This is a genomic window from Gluconobacter sp. OJB (assembly GCF_039638275.1).
Taxonomy (GTDB): Bacteria; Pseudomonadota; Alphaproteobacteria; order Acetobacterales; family Acetobacteraceae; genus Gluconobacter; species Gluconobacter cerevisiae.
In genome coordinates, this window is sequence record NZ_JBDIWH010000003.1 from 41433 (window position 1) to 59835 (window position 18403).

Annotated in this window: 17 protein-coding genes; 3 read left to right on the forward strand and 14 right to left on the reverse strand. The window is 58.1% G+C overall.

Going from position 1 to position 18403, the window contains the following annotated elements; genetic code table 11:
- Positions 1-7: 7 nt before the first annotated feature.
- The 14 genes from arsH to ABDK74_RS14340 all read right to left on the reverse strand — a co-directional run bounded on the left by arsH (position 8) and on the right by ABDK74_RS14340 (position 16516).
- Positions 8-706, reverse strand: a complete 699-nt coding sequence (gene arsH, locus ABDK74_RS14275) for an arsenical resistance protein ArsH (protein ID WP_010505757.1) — start codon at positions 704-706, stop codon at positions 8-10.
- A gap of 21 nt (positions 707-727) precedes the next feature.
- Complete coding sequence (locus ABDK74_RS14280; protein ID WP_288144835.1) at positions 728-2023, reverse strand: arsenic transporter; 1296 nt, start codon at positions 2021-2023, stop codon at positions 728-730.
- The gene (arsC, locus tag ABDK74_RS14285; RefSeq protein WP_062499621.1) at positions 2023-2445 is read right to left on the reverse strand and encodes an arsenate reductase (glutaredoxin); all 423 of its coding nucleotides are present in this window, start codon (positions 2443-2445) and stop codon (positions 2023-2025) included. The genes ABDK74_RS14280 and arsC overlap by 1 nt, the downstream gene beginning before the upstream one ends.
- A complete protein-coding gene (locus tag ABDK74_RS14290) occupies positions 2442-2795 on the reverse strand; it encodes a helix-turn-helix transcriptional regulator (protein ID WP_194255977.1) in 354 nt (117 codons plus the stop codon). Before ABDK74_RS14290 ends, arsC begins: the two co-directional genes overlap by 4 nt.
- Positions 2796-3063: 268 nt before the next feature.
- Positions 3064-4269: a GIY-YIG nuclease family protein gene (locus ABDK74_RS14295; protein WP_346004377.1), complete on the reverse strand. Its 1206-nt coding sequence runs from the start codon at positions 4267-4269 to the stop codon at positions 3064-3066.
- On the reverse strand, positions 4269-6362 hold the full coding sequence (locus ABDK74_RS14300) for a DEAD/DEAH box helicase (protein ID WP_346004378.1): 2094 nt from the start codon (positions 6360-6362) through the stop codon (positions 4269-4271). Before ABDK74_RS14300 ends, ABDK74_RS14295 begins: the two co-directional genes overlap by 1 nt.
- Positions 6355-9072: a DNA methyltransferase gene (locus ABDK74_RS14305; protein WP_346004379.1), complete on the reverse strand. Its 2718-nt coding sequence runs from the start codon at positions 9070-9072 to the stop codon at positions 6355-6357. The genes ABDK74_RS14300 and ABDK74_RS14305 overlap by 8 nt, the downstream gene beginning before the upstream one ends.
- Before the next feature lie 314 nt (positions 9073-9386).
- Complete coding sequence (locus ABDK74_RS14310) at positions 9387-12527, reverse strand: error-prone DNA polymerase (RefSeq protein ID WP_346004380.1); 3141 nt, start codon at positions 12525-12527, stop codon at positions 9387-9389.
- Between the two features lie 3 nt (positions 12528-12530).
- Positions 12531-12764 (reverse strand): hypothetical protein, encoded by a 234-nt coding sequence (locus tag ABDK74_RS14315; protein WP_062106278.1) that lies wholly within the window; start codon positions 12762-12764, stop codon positions 12531-12533.
- Positions 12764-14293 carry a DNA polymerase Y family protein gene (locus tag ABDK74_RS14320; protein WP_346004381.1) on the reverse strand — a complete coding sequence of 510 codons (1530 nt, stop codon included), beginning with the start codon at positions 14291-14293 and terminating at the stop codon, positions 12764-12766. The genes ABDK74_RS14315 and ABDK74_RS14320 overlap by 1 nt, the downstream gene beginning before the upstream one ends.
- A complete protein-coding gene (locus ABDK74_RS14325; protein ID WP_346004382.1) occupies positions 14178-14969 on the reverse strand; it encodes a hypothetical protein in 792 nt (263 codons plus the stop codon). The genes ABDK74_RS14320 and ABDK74_RS14325 overlap by 116 nt, the downstream gene beginning before the upstream one ends.
- A 113-nt stretch (positions 14970-15082) precedes the next feature.
- Positions 15083-15379, reverse strand: a complete 297-nt coding sequence (locus tag ABDK74_RS14330) for a hypothetical protein (protein WP_061490698.1) — start codon at positions 15377-15379, stop codon at positions 15083-15085.
- On the reverse strand, positions 15376-16038 hold the full coding sequence (locus ABDK74_RS14335) for a ParA family protein (protein WP_061507245.1): 663 nt from the start codon (positions 16036-16038) through the stop codon (positions 15376-15378). Before ABDK74_RS14335 ends, ABDK74_RS14330 begins: the two co-directional genes overlap by 4 nt.
- A 190-nt stretch (positions 16039-16228) precedes the next feature.
- On the reverse strand, positions 16229-16516 hold the full coding sequence (locus tag ABDK74_RS14340; RefSeq protein ID WP_172493786.1) for a hypothetical protein: 288 nt from the start codon (positions 16514-16516) through the stop codon (positions 16229-16231).
- Here ABDK74_RS14340 and ABDK74_RS14345 point away from each other — a divergent pair.
- The 3 genes from ABDK74_RS14345 to ABDK74_RS14355 all read left to right on the forward strand — a co-directional run bounded on the left by ABDK74_RS14345 (position 16515) and on the right by ABDK74_RS14355 (position 18318).
- Positions 16515-16892 (forward strand): hypothetical protein, encoded by a 378-nt coding sequence (locus ABDK74_RS14345; protein WP_346004383.1) that lies wholly within the window; start codon positions 16515-16517, stop codon positions 16890-16892. The two genes, ABDK74_RS14340 and ABDK74_RS14345, sit on opposite strands and share 2 nt — an antisense overlap.
- The gene (locus ABDK74_RS14350; protein ID WP_346004384.1) at positions 16889-17860 is read left to right on the forward strand and encodes a phosphoadenosine phosphosulfate reductase family protein; all 972 of its coding nucleotides are present in this window, start codon (positions 16889-16891) and stop codon (positions 17858-17860) included. Before ABDK74_RS14345 ends, ABDK74_RS14350 begins: the two co-directional genes overlap by 4 nt.
- Positions 17861-18057: 197 nt before the next feature.
- Positions 18058-18318, forward strand: a complete 261-nt coding sequence (locus tag ABDK74_RS14355) for a hypothetical protein (protein ID WP_061498686.1) — start codon at positions 18058-18060, stop codon at positions 18316-18318.
- Positions 18319-18403 lie beyond the last annotated feature (85 nt).

Here is an 18403-nt window from a genome sequence, read left to right on the forward strand (position 1 = left end):
GCCCGGCTCATAGCTTTTCAGGCAAGCGGTGTTCCGAGTTACGTTCACTATAGCGGTCCACTAGATAGTCGGCCCGGTCGCGCAGCAGCCATGTGAATTTCATCAGTTCCTCCATGACATCTACCATCCGGTCATAAAGGGGGGACGGCTTCATGCGGTCATCGTCACCGAACTGCGTATAGGCCATTGGCACGCTGGACTGGTTGGGGATGGTGAACATCCGCATCCACCGGCCCAGCACCCGCAGGCCATTGACGGAATTGAAGCTCTGCGATCCACCCGAAACCTGCATGACCGCCAGCGTACGGCCCTGCGTCGGGCGGATTGAGCCTTCGGACAACGGCAGCCAGTCGATCTGGTTCTTGAACACGGCAGTGATGTTGCCGTGCCGTTCGGGGCTGCACCAGACCTGACCTTCCGACCAGATCGAGAGTTTCCGCAGTTCCTGCACTTTCGGATGGGTCGCGGGCACGGAATCCGCTACCGGCAGGTCGGTCGGGTCGAACACCCGTGTCTCGGCGCCGAGGACTTTCAGAATGCGCTCTGCCTCCAGCACCAGCAGGCGGCTGAACGAGCGGGGACGCAAAGAGCCATAGAGCAGAAGGATACGCGGCGGATGGTCCACACGCGGTTGCGGTTCCAGCCGCGCGAGATCGACCGGTTCAAGATACTCCGGATGCAAGGCTGGCAGCTCAGGTTCGGTCATATATATCGGTCCTGTCGTGTATTACGGGTGACTGATCCGGGGCAGCCATAGGGCCAGCGCCGCGAGTGTTGCCAGCAGGACGGGCGGGGTGATCACCAGTCCGACCTTCATATACTGCCTCCATGTGACCCGATGATTTTTGGATGCCAGCACATGCAGCCACAGCAACGTGGCGAGACTGCCGATCGGTGTAAATTTCGGCCCGAGATCGCAGCCGATGACGTTGGCATAGATCATCAGGTCGCGTGTCAGCGGCGTGATGTCGTGAGCCTGCTGGATCGCCAGCGCCCCGACCAGCACACTCGGCATATTGTTCATGATAGACGACAGAACAGCCGCCAGAAAGCCGGCGCCTATCGTGGCAGCGAACGTCCCCTGATGACCAAGCCAGACCAGTGCGGTTGCAAGGTAGTCGGTCAGCCCGGCATTGCGCAGGCCATACACCACCAGATACATACCCAGCGAGAAGATCACGATCTGCCATGGGGCACCCCGCAGCACCTTGAGAACAGGGATGACCCGGCCATATCCGGCGACGAGCAAGAGGATTCCGGCGGCCAGGCAGGCTACGACACAGACCGGGATATGAAACTGTGCGGTCAGGAAATAGGCCGCCAGAACCAGGGCCAACAGCGGAAAGGCCGCCCGGAATACATGGTGGTCACGAATGGCCGTGGTGGGTGCTGGCAGTTCGGCGACGGGATAGGTCGCAGGCACCTGCCGCCAATACCATAGCCACAGGACGGCAAGCGTTGCACCAAGTGCTACCAGATCGACGGGGACCATGATGGCGGCATAGCGATCGAACGCAATGCGGAAGAAATTGGCGCTGACGATGTTCACCAGATTGGAAATCACCAGCGGCAGGCTTGTGGTGTCTGCGACGAAGCCGGTCGCAATGATGAAGGCCAGGGCTGCCGTATGGCTCAGGCGGAGTTGAGTGAAAATGGCAATGACAATGGGCGTGAGCAACAGGGCCGCGCCGTCATTGGCGAAAACCGCTGCAATGGCCGCTCCCAGCACCACGATCAGCGGGAATAGCGTCCGGCCTCGTCCTTTGCCCCAGCGCACGACGTGCAGGGCGGCCCAATGGAAGAACCCGGCCTCATCCAGCAATAGCGAGATGACGATCAGCGCGATAAAGGTGAAGGTCGCGTCCCAGACGATGTGCCAGACGACAGGAATGTCGTGCCAGTGGATCACTCCAGACGCCAGGGCCACGGCGGCACCTGCCATTGCGCTCCAGCCGATGCCCAGCCCCCGAGGCTGCCAGATGACAAAAACCAGTGTAGCAATGAAAATGGCAAGAGCCAGCATCAGACGATCCGTTTTCCGGCTTCATCGACGATCTTCGCGCCGTCTTCCTTGGCGAACGCGTCACGCTGGGGGTTGGGCAGGATGTCCAGAACCGTCTCGGACGGACGGCAGAGCGCAACACCGAGGGGGGTGACGACGATCGGCCGGTTCATCAGGATCGGATGTGCGATCATGGCGTCGAGCAGCGCATCGTTCGTCAGGGTCGGATTATCGAGGCCAAGTTCGTGAAAGGGCGTGCCCTTTTCCCGCAGGACCGAGCGCACCGGAACGCCCATACGGGCGATCAGATCGACCAGTTCCGCACGGCTGGGAGGCTTTTTCAGATATTCGATGATCCGGGGTTCTTCGCCGCTGTTGCGGATCAGTGCCAGAACGTTGCGCGACGTGCCGCAGGCCGGGTTGTGATAGATCGTGATGGTCATGAGCGGGCTTCCGGGGAGGGACAGCAGGAGGACAGGGTCGCGACTAGAGGCGCGCAGAGTTCGGGACTGCCCGCGCAGCAGTCCCTGACAAGGAAAAGCAGCAGGTCACGCAGGCGCGGAAGACAGGCGCGATAGACGATCAGCCGACTATCGCGTTGCGAGGTCAGCAGGCCGGCACGGGTCAGGGTGGCGAGGTGGGCCGAGATCGTGTTCTGTGGGACATTGAGATGCCGCGCGACATCTCCGGCGGGTAATCCGTCCGGCTCGTAGCGCACCAGCAGGCGAAAGATCTCCAGTCTTGTGGATTGCGACAGGGCGCTCAGGGCTGCGAGGGTAGATTCTGTATCCATATATCCGGTATTGTGGATGTATTGTCGTAAGTCAAGCTATCCTGTGTGAGGAAACGGAGATCACGACTGTCGGCTTCCTCAACTTTTCTGCTCAGACCAGACATTCCGCTTACCCCCCAGAGCTGCCTGAGAGACACCACGCAGGCGGCCAGATACCGTGATGAGAAACTGGGGCATTTAATGTGAAGATTTATGCAACGCACACGAAAGTGCATTTTACGTACGCGTGGGGTGAGCACCGTTAGAATTCGTGTCATCGCTCCACGCCTCAGTTCGGTACGATTTTCTGCGTCGCCACATCGTAGTGGAAGAGATGTAGCTGCCCGTCCTCGATCAGTTTAACGGCTTGGCCAACGTGTTCAGGCAGCACATAAAACCACTCTTTTGGCGAGATCTTCTTTCCAAGACGATCCACGACGAATAATTCGGCAGGGCGTGCGGATATAAAAAAGCGATGCAGAAGATCCTCAACTTTATGGCGGGAGAGGTTCTTGAGGTTGTATGTGGCGACGATATCCACTGGAGCTAGTAGAAATGTTGGATCGTTACGGGCATCAGCTACACGGCGGGCAACGTCCTGACTGGTCACACCAATTTTGTGTAAGATCATCCGCTGCTCTCGAATGGCAGGATCCTCTGAGCGCGACCGGGCGACATAGATTGTGCCAGACAGTTCGAGTTGATCACTCTCCCATTCTGGATCAACCGGACCAAGGCCCACCTTCTGCACAGTGCGCGCAGTCTTGTCTTCCGATAAGGACTTCCGGAAGGAAGACATTAAAGGGTCGCTCTCTGTCCCGTTCGAAAAAATGATCCGCAACCGATGATCCCGAGAACCGCCGCGAGAGGTCATCTCTGACTTCTCCGCAATCATGGCGAGCAGGCCGTTCCGGATGAAAAAATCGCCTTCGATAGGCTCAATAATGGCCCATTTTTTTACAGCCCTTGCTTTTCTCTCTCCCGTCTCAAGAGCGCGCTGAACGATCTCGAAGCGCTCACGAAATTTCTCAAAATCCCGGCAGGGTACAAACTCAGCGCGATGATCGGGTGTCACCCGTTCGCTTGAGGGGGTTGTGTGTTGGAAGGTGACGAGTGAGGGATCAACCTCCAGTTCGTCATCATCAAAGATATCATCGAGACTTTCCGGGATGGCCTCCTCAGGGACTTCGTCTTTCCACGAGCGAGGCGGGGCGATTGACTTTTCGTCCAGAAGTCCTAGGCGGTCGGCTGCTCGCATTTTCTCGGTTGGTGAAGTTTTTACAGCGCCCCAAGTCATCGCCAGCTTCATCTCGTCATGGGCAAGTGCCTCTGGGTCCGGCAAGCGGCCGTTCTGCTCGACAAAACGGGTAACGTCCAGCAACACCGCGACGCCACGATCTGTGGTGTTTCCACTTCGGGTACCACGTTGTTTGAGATCCAGAAGACCAAACTCGTCGTGTTCGCTGTAGATGTCATCCAGAGAGGGGCGCACCATTATTGTGCTGCCTCGCGTAGACGCTTGGCTTTTTCGGCTTTCAGCCAGGCAAGCGCTTCGGCCATGCGTTTCTCCAGTGTGTTAGCGGAGTTCACATTGGGCTCGCGGCCTTCTGTCGCGCGAAATGCTTTAATGCGCGGCCATAAAGTCCGTGCTTCGTCTCCACTCATATTCACCCGCAAGGCGACCATGGCGGATTGCACATGCGCGAGGATCTCAGCATTCAAGGACTTAGACGCGACTTCGAAGCGTTCCTGAAAGACGTTGATGCTATCAATCAACTCAATATCGATGTCCCGAACATTGATAAATTTCTTCACCATGGCCAGCAGAGTGTTCGGAGCACTGTCAGGTGTCTCCTCACCACCATCGTTCGCTTCGCCTGTTGTGGGGGCACCTTCGGTTGGTGGAGCACCAAGCACGGATTGCGCGCCCGCAATATCCTGCTCGGCTTGCTTGCGGGCCAATGTCAGGACGTTCATATGCGCAGCCAGATGCTGGCGAACAGATTCAGCCTCTTCTGTGTCCAACGTCTCGTAACGTCTTTCGATGATATCCGTCAGAACCATTTGCGTTGCGACTTCAGGGGCGGTCTCCGGTGAAAGCACACGGCGATCCATTTCCTGATAGGCCGTTGCCATCAGATCGTTCATGTCCTTTTCACAAATCGCCCGCGCACGGTCTGTGGGTGGCTCCATGAGGCCTTTAATCCCGATGGTGACATTACCTTCGTCATCCGTGCCAATCGATGCACGAACATCGCCATCTTCCCGCCGGTAGAATTTCAGGTTCGGAGCGAGGACCTGCTCCATCAGCAGTGAGCCCGAGATCGCTTTCAGCATATCATTCACAGCATCAGTGACGACGCCCGTTTCAACACCTGGCTCAGCGACAAGGTTTGTAAACAAGGCACGCGGCTTTCCGGGCGCATCACGCGTCGCACGACCGATGATTTGCACGATCTCAGTCAGGGAGGAGCGGTAGCCGATGGTCAGAGCGTGTTCACACCACACCCAGTCAAAGCCTTCCTTGGCCATGCCAAGGGCGATGATGATATCGACTTTGGCTCTGTCAGCGTCATCATCACGCTTACCATCCGCTCCTCTAATCTCATGGGATAGAGCGGTCTTCACGTTGTTGCGGCCCGGACCATCATCTACCAGATCAGCAATCTTCAGAAGCCGTCCTTCTGCTGTGCGGACCAAATCAAAGCCGGTCTCAGGGTCTCGACCTTCATGCTTTCCTAAGAAATCAAGGATCCGACCAACCTCGTTGTATTTGTCATCAAACGCTTCAGACGAGCCGCGATGCGGGATATGGATAATCGTCTTTTGATTGGGGTTCAGAACGCCCTCAAGGCCGTTGATGTAATTCCCTTTATAGAACTCGTAATTGATGCCGAGTGCTTTGAGGAAGGCGTAGCTCTCCAATTGCTCGTAATAGCTGTAGGTAATCTTGGTGAAGCGGTCTTCGTCTTCTTCTCGCAAAACCGGGTCTGAATCTCCCCGGAAATAGCTGCCCGTCATAGCCATGATATGACAGGCGTCCCGGGTAATCAGGTTCCGAAGAATAACGCCGAGACGGTTGTTGTCTGATGCCGAGACGTGATGGAACTCGTCTATCGCAATGAAGCATCGATCAAACGCTTCGATACCACTGGTCTCAATGACAGCATCAACGCCAAAACGGAATGTCGCATGGGTGCAGACCAGAACCTTTGCGTCGCTTTGCAGAAAGGCTTGGAACGCCTTGACCTTTTCTTTGCTTGCGTCATCGCCCGTCAGGCAGAGATTCCAGCGCGGCTCAACCTCCCAATTTGCCTCAAAGCCGTAGCTCATCAGATCGGTAGAGCGAAAAGAGCCACCGATTGACGTTTCAGGAACGCAAACAATCACCTTCTCCAGCCCCTGATGTAGCAGCTTATCAAGTGCCACGAACATGAGTGCGCGGCTTTTACCCGCAGCCGGGGGGGCTTTGAGAAGGAGAAACTGCGCGGCACGGGCATCGTAGGTACGGGCCTGCATCGGGCGTTGGCCTAATGCGTTCGTCTTGGCTGTTGACGTGCCATAGGTGACGTTGAGCATTTCAACCATGGAGCACGGCCTTTTTCTTTTTGCTGGCAGTTTCTAGCGTTTTGACCTTGGCCGCATAGAGCTTGAAGAGTGTTTCCAGGCGTTCCGTATCATTGCGGAAGGGGCGGCCGATATACATGCTCTCCAGCAAGTCATCGTTTTCCTTATGCACCGCGCGAAGGTCGTCAGGCATTTTGTTCGGATCGTATAAATCCGCGATCGTTTTGGGGTAGTGGGAGTAGCGGCATTTCAGGATGCGGCGTGCAGAGGCTGAGAGGGCTTCCAACTGCTCGTCTGTGAATTTCGGGACTGGAAACGTGTTCCAACCGAGCGTGTTCGAATAGCGGAAATCGGACTTCAGTTTGCCGCAGACAGTGGCGATCCAGACAAGATGCAGACGTGACGCAATGAGCGCGATGCACCATTCAGGGGCGTCATAGAGTACCTGATTGAGGTCCGATGAAATCACGTCAGCTCCCACTCGCTCCACTGGAAGGTACGGGCGGCGCTCTGAAGTAACGCGGGGGACGAGGATGGCGTGGGTTTTGGTTTCTGGTCCTGTAAACCAAAACTTATACGGGGTTGCAGCAGTTGGGCGTGTAACAGGATTACTGCTCTCGGTCCTAAACTGACGGACCGCGTCTATTCGTTTTTGGAATGGTGGGTACTGATATGCGTCTGATGCTTCTTGGTCTTTGATCCACATGCAATAGCGAACCTGTCCACGAACGACCTCCTGGGACCCAAGATACTTACGGATGAATCGGTTCGAATCTGGATATAATTGAACGATTTCGTCTCTTTCTTCAGTCGATAATATAAGGTTTCCGCCATCAGCTGGCTTTGACCCATAGTCCATGCGGGGAAGACCAAATATAGATTTTCCAGAACCTTCTACATATACAGGAGGAATTGGTATTAAATACGGACTGATAGAGGATACATCGCTAATTACTTTTCCATCAAATAATTTTGCTCCAGAAATATATTTAGGGCACAAACCAATTATAACGCAGATAACTGCTGCATTTGACGATGCATTATTCCTCCACTGAAATGACGTATGTGCAAATCTTATTTTTTGACTTTCAAGTATCCGAGGCCAAAATGACGGTACCTGACGACCTTGCGTAATTGAATTTGTCGACACAAAGGCGAAATTCGTTCGACAGAATGCTTCTGCGTATAGTGTTGCCAAATAAAACCACGATGCTACGTAATCTAAATTCTTATAAGATTTAAAATCACTCTTAAATAGTTCGCTTCGATCGCTCTTTTGCTCTGATGTTTGAAAATTTGATCCCACAAACGGCGGATTCCCCGCAATAAAAATCTCCTCATCATTGTTGGGAGGTGGGCATACGGCCTCCCACTCAATCTCTAGAGCATTACCTCTGTGAATACGGGCAGCATCTCGCAAAGGTAGAGCCGCAGGACATCGTCCAAAAATGGCTTTAAAACTCGCATTAGCCTGATATTCAGCGATGAAGAGTGCAAGTTTTGCTGTTTCAGCTGCGAAATCCGAGATCTCAATCCCGTAGAAATGGTCGATCTTGATGCGCGAGAACATCTCGCTCGTACCCATGGCATTACGTCCATCAAGCTCTTCCAGGCGCTGCATGATACGCGTCTCGCGTGCCCGGAGTTCTCGATAAGACACAACAAGGAAGTTCCCCGATCCGCAGGCGGGGTCAAACACACGGATGTGCGACATACGACCCAGAGTTTGCTGAAGTGCACGAGCACGATCCCAACCCTTATGGATCTCCGCGTCCAGATCATCGAGAAAAAGAGGCCCGATAACCTTCATGATATTCGGAACCGAGGTGTAATGCATTCCCAGTTCAGAGCGTTGCTTTGGATCCGCAACGGACTGGATCATCGAACCGAAAATGTCCGGATTGATCTTACCCCAATCCAACCCACAGGCCTCACGCAGATAGCGGAAGGCAATAGTATCGAATTTCGGTGCATCAATGGTGCCAGCGAAGAGACCACCATTCACGTAGTCCAACTCACCGGTCCATGCGGGCAGACCTGTTCGTTCGTGCGTGGGAAGGTTCATCGCCCGGAAAGCAGCAATAATGGCCTTATGGGTTTCCTCCCCCTTATCGCCTGCATAGGTGAAAATCAGGCGGGAGAATTGTTGCTCTGGAAAAATACCGACGTCTTCGGCAAACATACAGAAGATCAGTCGCATCATGAGTTGGTTCATCTCATGACGACGTGCATCTGTTCCCCAGTCGGGATTTGCCCTGATTAACGCGTCATAAAGCTTGGCGAGCTTACCCGTCGCCTTCACATCAACCGGGTTTTCCTCAACAGCACGATATCGCTCCTTACCCGCAGCGGGAAGGAAGAAGCCGAACTGATCCCCCAACTCTTTAAAGGCGCAATGGAGTGTTTCGCCCGAAGCAGTATGTTCCGCCGCAATCATCTCACCATCCGTTGCGAGCAGAATGGCGGGTTTGGAGGATTTGGTTTTCTTCGATGCTCTCAACTGCTCAAGAGTAGTGTCGCTCTTTCCGGTTGTGGCCGGTGCATAATGAAATCGCCTGCCAAACAAGACCCCGCCCGGAAGGTCAGATTTATTGGTCGACCCGTTGCGAAGCTTTGAAATTGCCGCCTGTGAAGCATCTGTTGCTTCAGCAAACGAGAAGGGAAATTCGTCTGCATCAAAGGATGCCTCCACGATCTTGGATAGAGCGTCGTAGATTTCAGTCGGGTTCATTTCGGGCCTTGGAGTGCAGCAGAGTTCAGCAGGATCAAACAACTGGCGATATTACTGCAACCGTGTGTCACATATGACAAGGTAAGGCCGGGACGTCAGGAGAAGGACGCCTATGTTTGTGTATCACCGCTTTTGGCTATACCGGCATGAGCCGCCCATGGACTTATGGACAGCCGCTCCGCGGTCGCTCGCGTCCTGATGGACAGCCCTGCCGGCTGACCACAGGGTGCGGCTCTGCCCACAACTCCACAGGTTCAACACCAACAACAATGTCTTCATTCATAAAATAGGTTCGCTCGAAGCGGCGCTATTCCCTACCGGAAGTCCCGTGCCTTCAGTAGCTCCGAGCCCTGAAGCAATGGTGTCTGGTCCTCCAGACTGAGTACGACAACATGGATCACCTCGCCCTCTTTCTGCAGCCTGCCCCTACAGGCCAGAAGACGAGACGCGAGAAGAGGACGGCGGTATTTCTCCTGCACGTCTTTCCAGACAATCAGATTGGCCGTGCCGGTTTCATCTTCGATCGTGACGAACATGGTGCCGTTCGCCGTTCCCGGCCTCTGCCGCATCAGGACAAGACCCGTAAGCTGGATCCGGCGCCCATCCCGTAGATAAGGAAGATCCCGGCAACGAATAATCCCTTCTTTTCGCAGTCCCTCCCTCAGAAACGCGACGGGATGACCTGTCAGACTGAGGCCAGTGGCCCGGTAATCCTCATGCACCGACGCCCGCTCTGACATCTGCGGCAGGACAATCTCCGGCTCGATCACCTCCGGCAGCGGAAAGTTCCGCCCGCGATCCGCCGCTTCAAACAACGGCAGGGCGGTATCGGCGAGCCCTTTGATTGACCAGAGCGCAGCACGGCGCATCTGACCAAACACCCGGAAGGCGTCTGCTTCCGCCAGACATTCCAGGGCCGAGACCGGCACATCCGCACGCCGCCAGACATCATCAATACTCTCGTAATCCGGCATCCGAGACGCGATCAGGGCGGCACCATGGCCGTTCGCCAACCCGCGCACCATCCTGAACCCCAGCCGGACAGCCGCGTACCGTCCATTCCGGCCGCGCTCCAGGGTGCAATCCCATCGTGAGGCATTGATACAGATAGGACGGACCTCGACGCCATGGCGTTGCGCGTCCTGAACAATCTGGGACGGCGCATAAAACCCCATGGGCTGACTGTTCAGCAGGGCTACACAGAACACATCCGGGTAATGGCATTTCATCCAGGCCGAGGCGTAAGCAATCAGTGCAAACGAAGCAGCGTGGCTTTCGGGAAAGCCGTAGCTGCCAAACCCTTCGAGCTGGCTGAACGTCTGCTCTGCAAACTCCTGTTCATACCCGTTGGCCAGCATCCCGCTCACCAGTTTGTCCCGGAACGGCGACACCCCCCCGGTCATTTTGAACGTCGCCATCGCACGGCGGAGCTGATCCGCCTCGCCTGGCGTAAAGGCCGCGCAATGGATGGCCACCTGCATTGCCTGTTCCTGGAACAGCGGCACGCCCAAAGTTTTCCCAAGGATCCCGCGCAGGGTCTCGGACGGATAGGTGACAGGCTCCAGTTTCTCTCTCCTGCGGAGATAGGGATGAACCATATCTCCTTGGATTGGCCCGGGCCGGACAATCGCGACCTGTATCACCAGATCATAGAAAGTCCTGGGCTTCATGCGCGGCAGCATCGACATCTGTGCCCGGCTTTCAATCTGGAATGTCCCGAGCGTGTCGGCTTTCTGGATCATGCGATAGGTCTGCGGATCCTCGGCCGGGATCGAAGCCAAGTCCATGCGGGTCTGATACACGGTGTGCAGCAGCTCGAACCCGCGACGCAGACAGCCGAGCATTCCCAGACCCAGAACGTCCACCTTCATGAAGCGCAGCACGTCAATATCGTCTTTGTCCCAGACAATAATCTGACGTCCGTCCATGGCGGTCGGCAGCAGGGGAACAAGTTCGTCCAGGCGATCCTCGGTCAGCACAAATCCGCCCGGATGCGTCCCAAGCTGGCGCGGAAAGCCCAAAATCTGGCGGGCGAGGTGAAAGGTGAGGCTGAGGCGACGATCCTTCAGGTTCAGACCAAGATCAGCCGCGCGTGCCTTACACAGATCCTGATCCGCGAGAGAGGAGGCGATGTGTTTGGAAAGCTGGCCGGTCAGATCCTCTGGCAGGCCCAGCACCTTGCCGACCTCACGCAACGCGCCTTTGGGCTGATAACGCTGCACGGTGGCACACAGGGCCGCGCGGTGACGGCCATAGTGACGATAGATCCACTGGATCACTTCTTCGCGGCGGTCGCTCTCGAAATCGACGTCGATGTCGGGCGGTTCCTGCCGTTCGGCCGAGATGAAGCGCTCGAACAGCAGACCCGAGCGAACCGGATCAATACTCGTGATGCCCAGGACATAGCAGACGGCCGAGTTCGCAGCAGATCCGCGCCCCTGACAGACAATCCCGAGTGAGCGGGCATGACGCACGATCGTATTCACGGTCAGGAAATACGGAGCGTAGGCGAGGGTGCCTATCAGCCTCAGTTCATGGGCGACCTGCGTCTCGACCTCAGGCGGCGCCCCGGCCGGATAGCGACGCGGCAGTGCGGCTTCGACCAGGCGTGTCAGGGTGTCCTGCGCGCTTTCGCCTGTCCGCTCGGTTTCGGTTGGATACTGATAGGTCAGGTCATCCAGACTGAACGTGCAGGCCTCGGCAATTCGCCGTGTGTTGGCCAGGGCGTCCGGAAAGGCAGCGAAGAGGCGTGCATGTTCTTCCGGGGCTTTCAGATGGCGATCGGCGTGAACGCGACGGCGGTTGCCGAGCGCATCGACGGTGCAGCCTTCCCGGATCGCCGTGACCACGTCCTGAAGAACGTGCCGACGTGCATCGTGGTAGAGCACATCTCCCGTCACAACGCAGGCCAGACCTTGTGCCGCACTGAACGCCGCGAGCGCGTGCAGCCGCGCGAGATCTCCCGGCTGCCGGAGCATGGTCAGCGCAAGAAACCGGGTTTCTTCTTCGCTTTCCCTTTGCCCGGTCAGACCCAGCAGGCTCTGAACGTGCCCGGGAAGCGCTGCCAGATCCTCGGGCGGCAGCAGGATCAGGATCAGGTCCGGTGCTGCGGCGACGAGATCCTCCCATCCCAGAAGAAAAACCTCCCGCTCGCCACGATGATGACCAAGCGTCAGAATCTGGCATAGGCCCGCCCAGCCCGCACGGTTGCGGGGATAGGCCAGAAGCGCACTGCCATCGCGCAGAGTCAGACGACATCCAGGCAGGAGACGAAGACCGGCCTCGCGCGCTGCTAAATGCGCGCGGATCACCCCGGCCACGGTGTTCCAGTCGGTCAGACCGATGGTGTCATACCCCAAGGCCTTCGCCTGGAAGATCACTTCATCCGGCTGGCTGCCCGAGCGCAGGAATGAAAACGAGGACGTGACCTGCAATTCGACGTAAGGCGAAGTCACGGCCTAGCGCCTGTGGGGATGCGGGTGCCGGCTGCTGTCAGGCGCGTTGCTGGTCGGCGCGCGCATGACCACGAAGCCCGAGCGTTCCAGATAGGCGACCAGCCGTTCGGCTACGAGACGCGCCATCAGCTCGGCGGCGTCATGCGTGCGCCTGCGTCCGTCGTAGCAGAGCGCGTGCATCAGGACTTCGGCCACGTCCGAGGTGCTGGCCGGGATCAGATCATCGCGGGAGTCCATCAGAAGACCCCCTGTAAAAACCAGTCGCCCGAACCGGACCAAGCGTGGGCTCCGTCGCCTTTGCGAAACAGCCACAGGCGCAGGCCGGTCGTGGTCTCGACCTGCCAGTAGTCACGGATCGCGCCATAGCTTTCGGCCGTCTGCCACCACTCACCCAGCAGACGTTCGGGGCCATCGGCCGCCGCGATGCGATGCGTCTGCCGCTTGAGGACGAACTGGCGGGGCGCACCGTCCGGAAGCAGGGCAGTGACCTGCACCCGGACGGGCAGATCGAACAGAATGTTCGGCCGCGCCCAGAGCATCTGGCTCGCGAAAGGCGGTTTTGCCATGTCGTCCGGGGAAACGCGAGACTGCGCGTCCTCTGGCCAGGCGGAAAACCGGGGTGCTAACTGATGGACCGAAACAACGCCCGGACGGTTCAGTAATCGGTCGATCAGAGTGGCCGGGAGAGCACGCTCCGAGGATACGCCGACGTCCGGCAGGACAGACGGCTCAGGCCCTGCTTCGAGCGGTTCGTTTGCGCTGACGGTCAGGATGACGGTTTCAATTCCAAACTCAGGCGCGATCTGCGGGATCTGGTCTCCCAGCAGGCGCATCAGACGTGTCACGTCAGCCGTCGGATCGGATGTCCCCACCCGGATGGCCTGAGTGGATCCGTCCACGCGCACGCAGAGAAAGTCGAGTTGCCGCGCCCCCTCCCCGCGCGCCGTCAGCTTTTCGCAGACAACCGGCACGAGTGCAGCAATCACCGTGGCAATGGCGTCCGGCGTGCTGATGGGCTCGACCAGAGACCGGGTCAGGGAAATCCGGTCCGCAGGGTGAAACACGTTGAGCGGGCTGGCCTGCCGTCCCAGAGCCTCATCGAGACAGGTGAGAAGCTGCGCCCCAAATCGCTTGGCCAGAGGCGCGCGAGGGAGGTCCGCAAGGTCGCCAATGGTGGTCAGGCCGAGCCGGGTAAGGCTGGACAGCGTCTTCTCGGGTAACGGAAGCGCTGAACAGGGCAAAGGATGCAGCGCCTGTTTCTGCTGACCGGGAGGCACGAGACAGATCCGGTCGATCCCCGAGCGGGCCAGGGCGCGTGAGGCAGCGGCCGTATCGCTCAGCGCCACGGAGCAGGAATGCCCTCTCGCCTGCAGGCGTTCCCTGACGAGATCCAGCATGGCCGCCTCGCCGCCGTAAAGATGGGCGCATCCGGTGGTGTCGCTGTAGAGACCGTCCGGAGCATCGAACGCGGGCAGCGGCGACAGCCAGATCAGCCAGGAGCACAGATCGGTCAGCGCTGCCCTCTGTGCTTCTGCGTCTTCCTCTGCCGTCAGAAGATCCGGCACCAGGGAGCGGGCCTGTGCCAGCGGCATCCCGGGTGTCAGTCCGGCCGCGAGCGCAGCCGGACTGACACCGGTGACGGTGTGACGGTTATGTGCCAGCGCGTGCACAACGAGCGGCCTGTCGGTCGGGAAGTCTCCCGGGCGGGAGAGCTGGAGGCGCTCGGTGCGCCAGAAGGGCATCCAGAGAGCGAGAAAGCGGCGCATGATCGGTGCAGTCGAGGATCCAGTGAGCAGGGCGGCCTCCCCTCACCCGCAGCAGCGCGGCAGAAAGGCGTCGGGAACCGGGAAGCGGCATGGCCAGTCCCGGAAGCGTTTGAGGTGATGAAGGATGGGAGAGGAGCCGCCACCGCGTGGCGCACGCACAGGGGTCTTTCCCAGGAGCGTGTGCGAGAGGCGCAGAGCGCAGGAAAAAGCCTGTATTTCCACTCGCCTCCACACCCAGATTGAGGCGGCGGATTTCCTTGAGCGTTGGGACGTGGCTTCCTGCGATCACGGCCAGTGCGCGTTCTGGTCCGCGCAAGATGTCTTCGGCGACCGACAGCAGGCTGGCCGGGTCCGTTTCAATGCAGACCAGATGGTCCAGTGGAACACCGGACTGATGCAGCCCGCAGGCGTTCAGTTCGGCAGGTGTGTCGCTGATCCAGAACACCGGCCCCCTGCCCTCTTTCAGGATGGGCAGCAGCATGGCGAGACTGGCCCCCGTCTCCAGAGGATCGGAGATCAGAAAGTCATGCAGGCTACCCGTTTTGAGGCCACCGCCGAGATGGTCATCGACGGCAGAATGTCCGGTAGGCAGGGTGTCAGCATGGGAATGAGGAAGGCTTCGACGCTCCAGGCGTCGGACCTGCTCGCGCAGTCGCGCCACGGCGTCCGTTGTCATCTTTGTTCTCCTTAACGAGAACATAAAGAGAACAAACCTGACGAGATTGCAAGTTTTTTTGAAATCACCCGGTAATTACAATTACCGGGTTTGTTATAAAACCTGATAAACTATCAAACCGGATTATTCTCTTTATACAGCTTCCAAGCTTCTTCTATGACAACGCCTTGGGTAACGCCTCGCCTGGTTGCCTCCTTAGCGATTTCGTCGGAGACGTTGGGAAATACCTTAGCGTGCAGTTGTCCTGTTCGAGGGCTGGGTAGGCGTCCTCTACGTTTCGCAGGTTCTCTAGCTATGAAACCATGATCCGCAGCGACACGATCAACTCGTTCAACAGCGGAGGCAGATGCGACTTTTTCTCGCGACCTGAGCTTTCCAACATCAATCGCAAAAGGCTTTTTCTCTGTCATTCTGCTGCTCCTGTAAGGCGTCGGTACACAGCTTGTGCAAAGCCATCGGCGTTTTCGATCGCTGCCACCATGTTACCTTGTGGTGGGATCGAGTGAAGATCTCCACCAAACTCGAAAAGAGCGGAAAACGCAGCACGCTCCATTAGAGGGGGCGTTATCACGTCCACGCCTGATTCCCTGAGTGAAGCTTCAATGCCTGAATGCTGTTTGGAGCGAATTGCCCGCGTCATTGTGAAAACAACTGAGTGAGGAATTTTGCGCCCTAAAGACTCTTCTTCCTCTGCTACTAGAGCAAGGGCTCTCGCTCCGATTGTCGCGTCCAACGTGGTTCCTCGCATGGGCGTCAAGACCAAGTCCGCTTGAGAAATCGCGCGCGAAACCAATCTCGATGCGACGCCTTCCAAATCAACAATGACGATTTTTCCATCAGCATCGTGCCTTTTGATCGTCTTTATGATGTCGCTTTCAGAGACCTTCGTTATCAGGCTGATTCTAGGCGGCTTCGGCGCGCGGTCAGCCCATAAAGTCAGCGCTTCGTTCGGGTCGCAGTCTAACAGAGTTACCTCTGCTCCATAGTGTGCAAGCTGGGTTCCCAAGATGACAGCAGTAGTCGATTTTCCAGCGCCTCCTTTGGGGGACGCGATAGCGATGACAGGCATTGTGTTCTCCGCTCAAAGAAGCCGTGCTGACCTACGTTCGTACTGCCGCCTCCTGTTTTAGTAAACCGGATAAATGTTAAAACCAGATAAAAAAATATATCCGGTAACAAAAATAACCGGGTAATATCTTCTCAGGACTTCAACAGGAGTGTTCCAACTCACCCTTCCACTGGCGGCTTCTGAAGCGGGATCAAGGCAAAAAACCGGATAAGAGCAAGAACCCGGTAAGAACAAAAACCAGATAAAAAGAAAAACCGGGTAAAAAGAAAAACCCGATAAAAAAAGGGAAGGGCTGGCTGGGAGCTGCCCAGCCAGCAACAGGTGGGTCAACGCGTGTCCTCGCCATGCTCGCCGGCTGCGCCGCCTGCGCGTGGCTGCGGGCCGCGTTGATCCTGCCGCTGCGCGGCACTGTTGCAGTCTGAACAGCCCCCAGCCGGACGCGACGATGTTCAAAAACCAGAAATGGATCGAGCATCATGCGCCGTCATTACCTTCCTTATGTCCCAACACCACGCGGTCGGCCGCCCATGCGCTGGACCGATACGCAGGAGCCCGTATCCTGCCGCAAGTGCAATGAGCACTGGGCTGGCGGCGATCCGGCTCTGACGATTGCCTGCACGGGCTGCAACGCGCCAGCCCATGAGCCCTGCCGTCGCAGTGCGGGCGGTAATGAACGGGTGTGTGCGTGCCGGGATGAGGCGGCCACCCAGCTTGGACTCCTCTCACGCTGCGAAGGCCTGAGCTGGGACAACCGGCACGTCAAGCCGCTTCTCCTGCGGGACGCTCCGATCGCCAGCGCCCTGATGTGCCGGTCTGTCCGGACAGGTGCTCCGGTGAACAGGTTCGTGTCATGACGCCGGATCTGACGTCGTATGACAGTATCATCGTGGCCGTATCGGGCGGCAAAGATGGCCTCGCCTGCCTCCTTGCCCTCCTTGAAGCCGGGGCGCCGAAGGACCGTCTGGAACTGTGGCACCACGAGGTGGACGGGCAGGGGCCATCCTTCATGGACTGGCCCTCCACCTCGCCCTATGTGAGCGCACTGGCGCAGGATTTCGGGCTGCCGCTCTATCGCTCCTGGCGAGAAGGCGGCTTCGAGCGGGAGATGCTCCGCAACGCTGCCCCGACGGCGCCTGTCCTTTTCGAAAGCCCTGACGGGCTGATCCGTACAGGCGGGGAGGGGCCAAACGGCACACGTCTGAGGTTTCCTCAGGTCTCCGCCAGCCTGACGACGCGCTGGTGCTCGGCCGTCACCAAGATCGACGTCGCCGACCGCGCCTTGCGCGGGCAGGAGCGCTTTCTGAACCGTCGCACGCTGTTCGTGACGGGCGAGCGGGCCGAGGAAAGCCCCAACCGAGCCCGCTATGCGGCCTTTGAGCCGCACCGCACTGACACGCGACATGGCACCCGCCGTCGCCGGCATGTCGATCACTGGCGGCCGGTTCACCAGTGGAGCGAGACGCAGGTCTGGGACAGTTTGAAGCGCTGGAACGTGATGCCGGCGCTGCCATACCGCATCGGCTTCTCCAGGCTGTCCTGTGCCACCTGTATTTTTGGCGATGCGCGGCAGTTTGCAACGATCCGCTGGCTCGATCCTGCCCGCTTTGAACGCCTCGTGCAGTACGAGCAGCAGTTCGGCTGCACCATCAAGCGGACCGTCTCCCTGGAGCAGCTCGCGGAGCAGGGCAGGCCGTATGAAGCTGCACTGTCAGCGCCCGATCTGGCCCGCGCGTGCCTGTCGTCGCAGCCGATCCCAGCCGTCCTCACACCAGCCTGGGAGCTACCGGCCGGAGCGTTCGGGCAGGGGGCAGGGCCGACTTAGAAAAAAGTAGAAAAAACAGAAGGTTAAAAAAGGAAAAGGAGGGGAGGGGGCAGCACAGGCCAGCCCGCCCCGCAAGAGGTGGGTCCGTCCGTGTCCTCGCTACGCTGCGGGCCGGGCGGTCCCGACGCTGCGCGTCGCTCTGGCAGGTCGCGCTGTCCTGCGCTCGCCGGAGAGGGTCAGGAAAGGAAATAAAGACGATGTCAGAGACCCTCGAACGCCCCGCACAGGCCACGGCCTTTGAACCCAGACAGGCTCACAAGGAAGGCTGGACGCTCCTCGAAGGATGCGGACCCGAGAACGACGAGACGCATCTGGTGGGTCTGCATTGCAGCGATCCGCAAGCCTGGTGGCGCGTGGCGACGAAGGCACGGGAAGGGTCGGCCTACCACTGTGACGCGCTGGCCCGCCTGTCCGAGGGCGAGCGTGAGCAGATCCGCCTGCGCTTTGGTCCCTTCTGACCCCGAACTGATCCGGGAGGCCTGACGCCTCTCTCCCCGCACTGATCCTGTTTTCCGGCCCCCCGGTCTGCCTCCGCGCAGCACC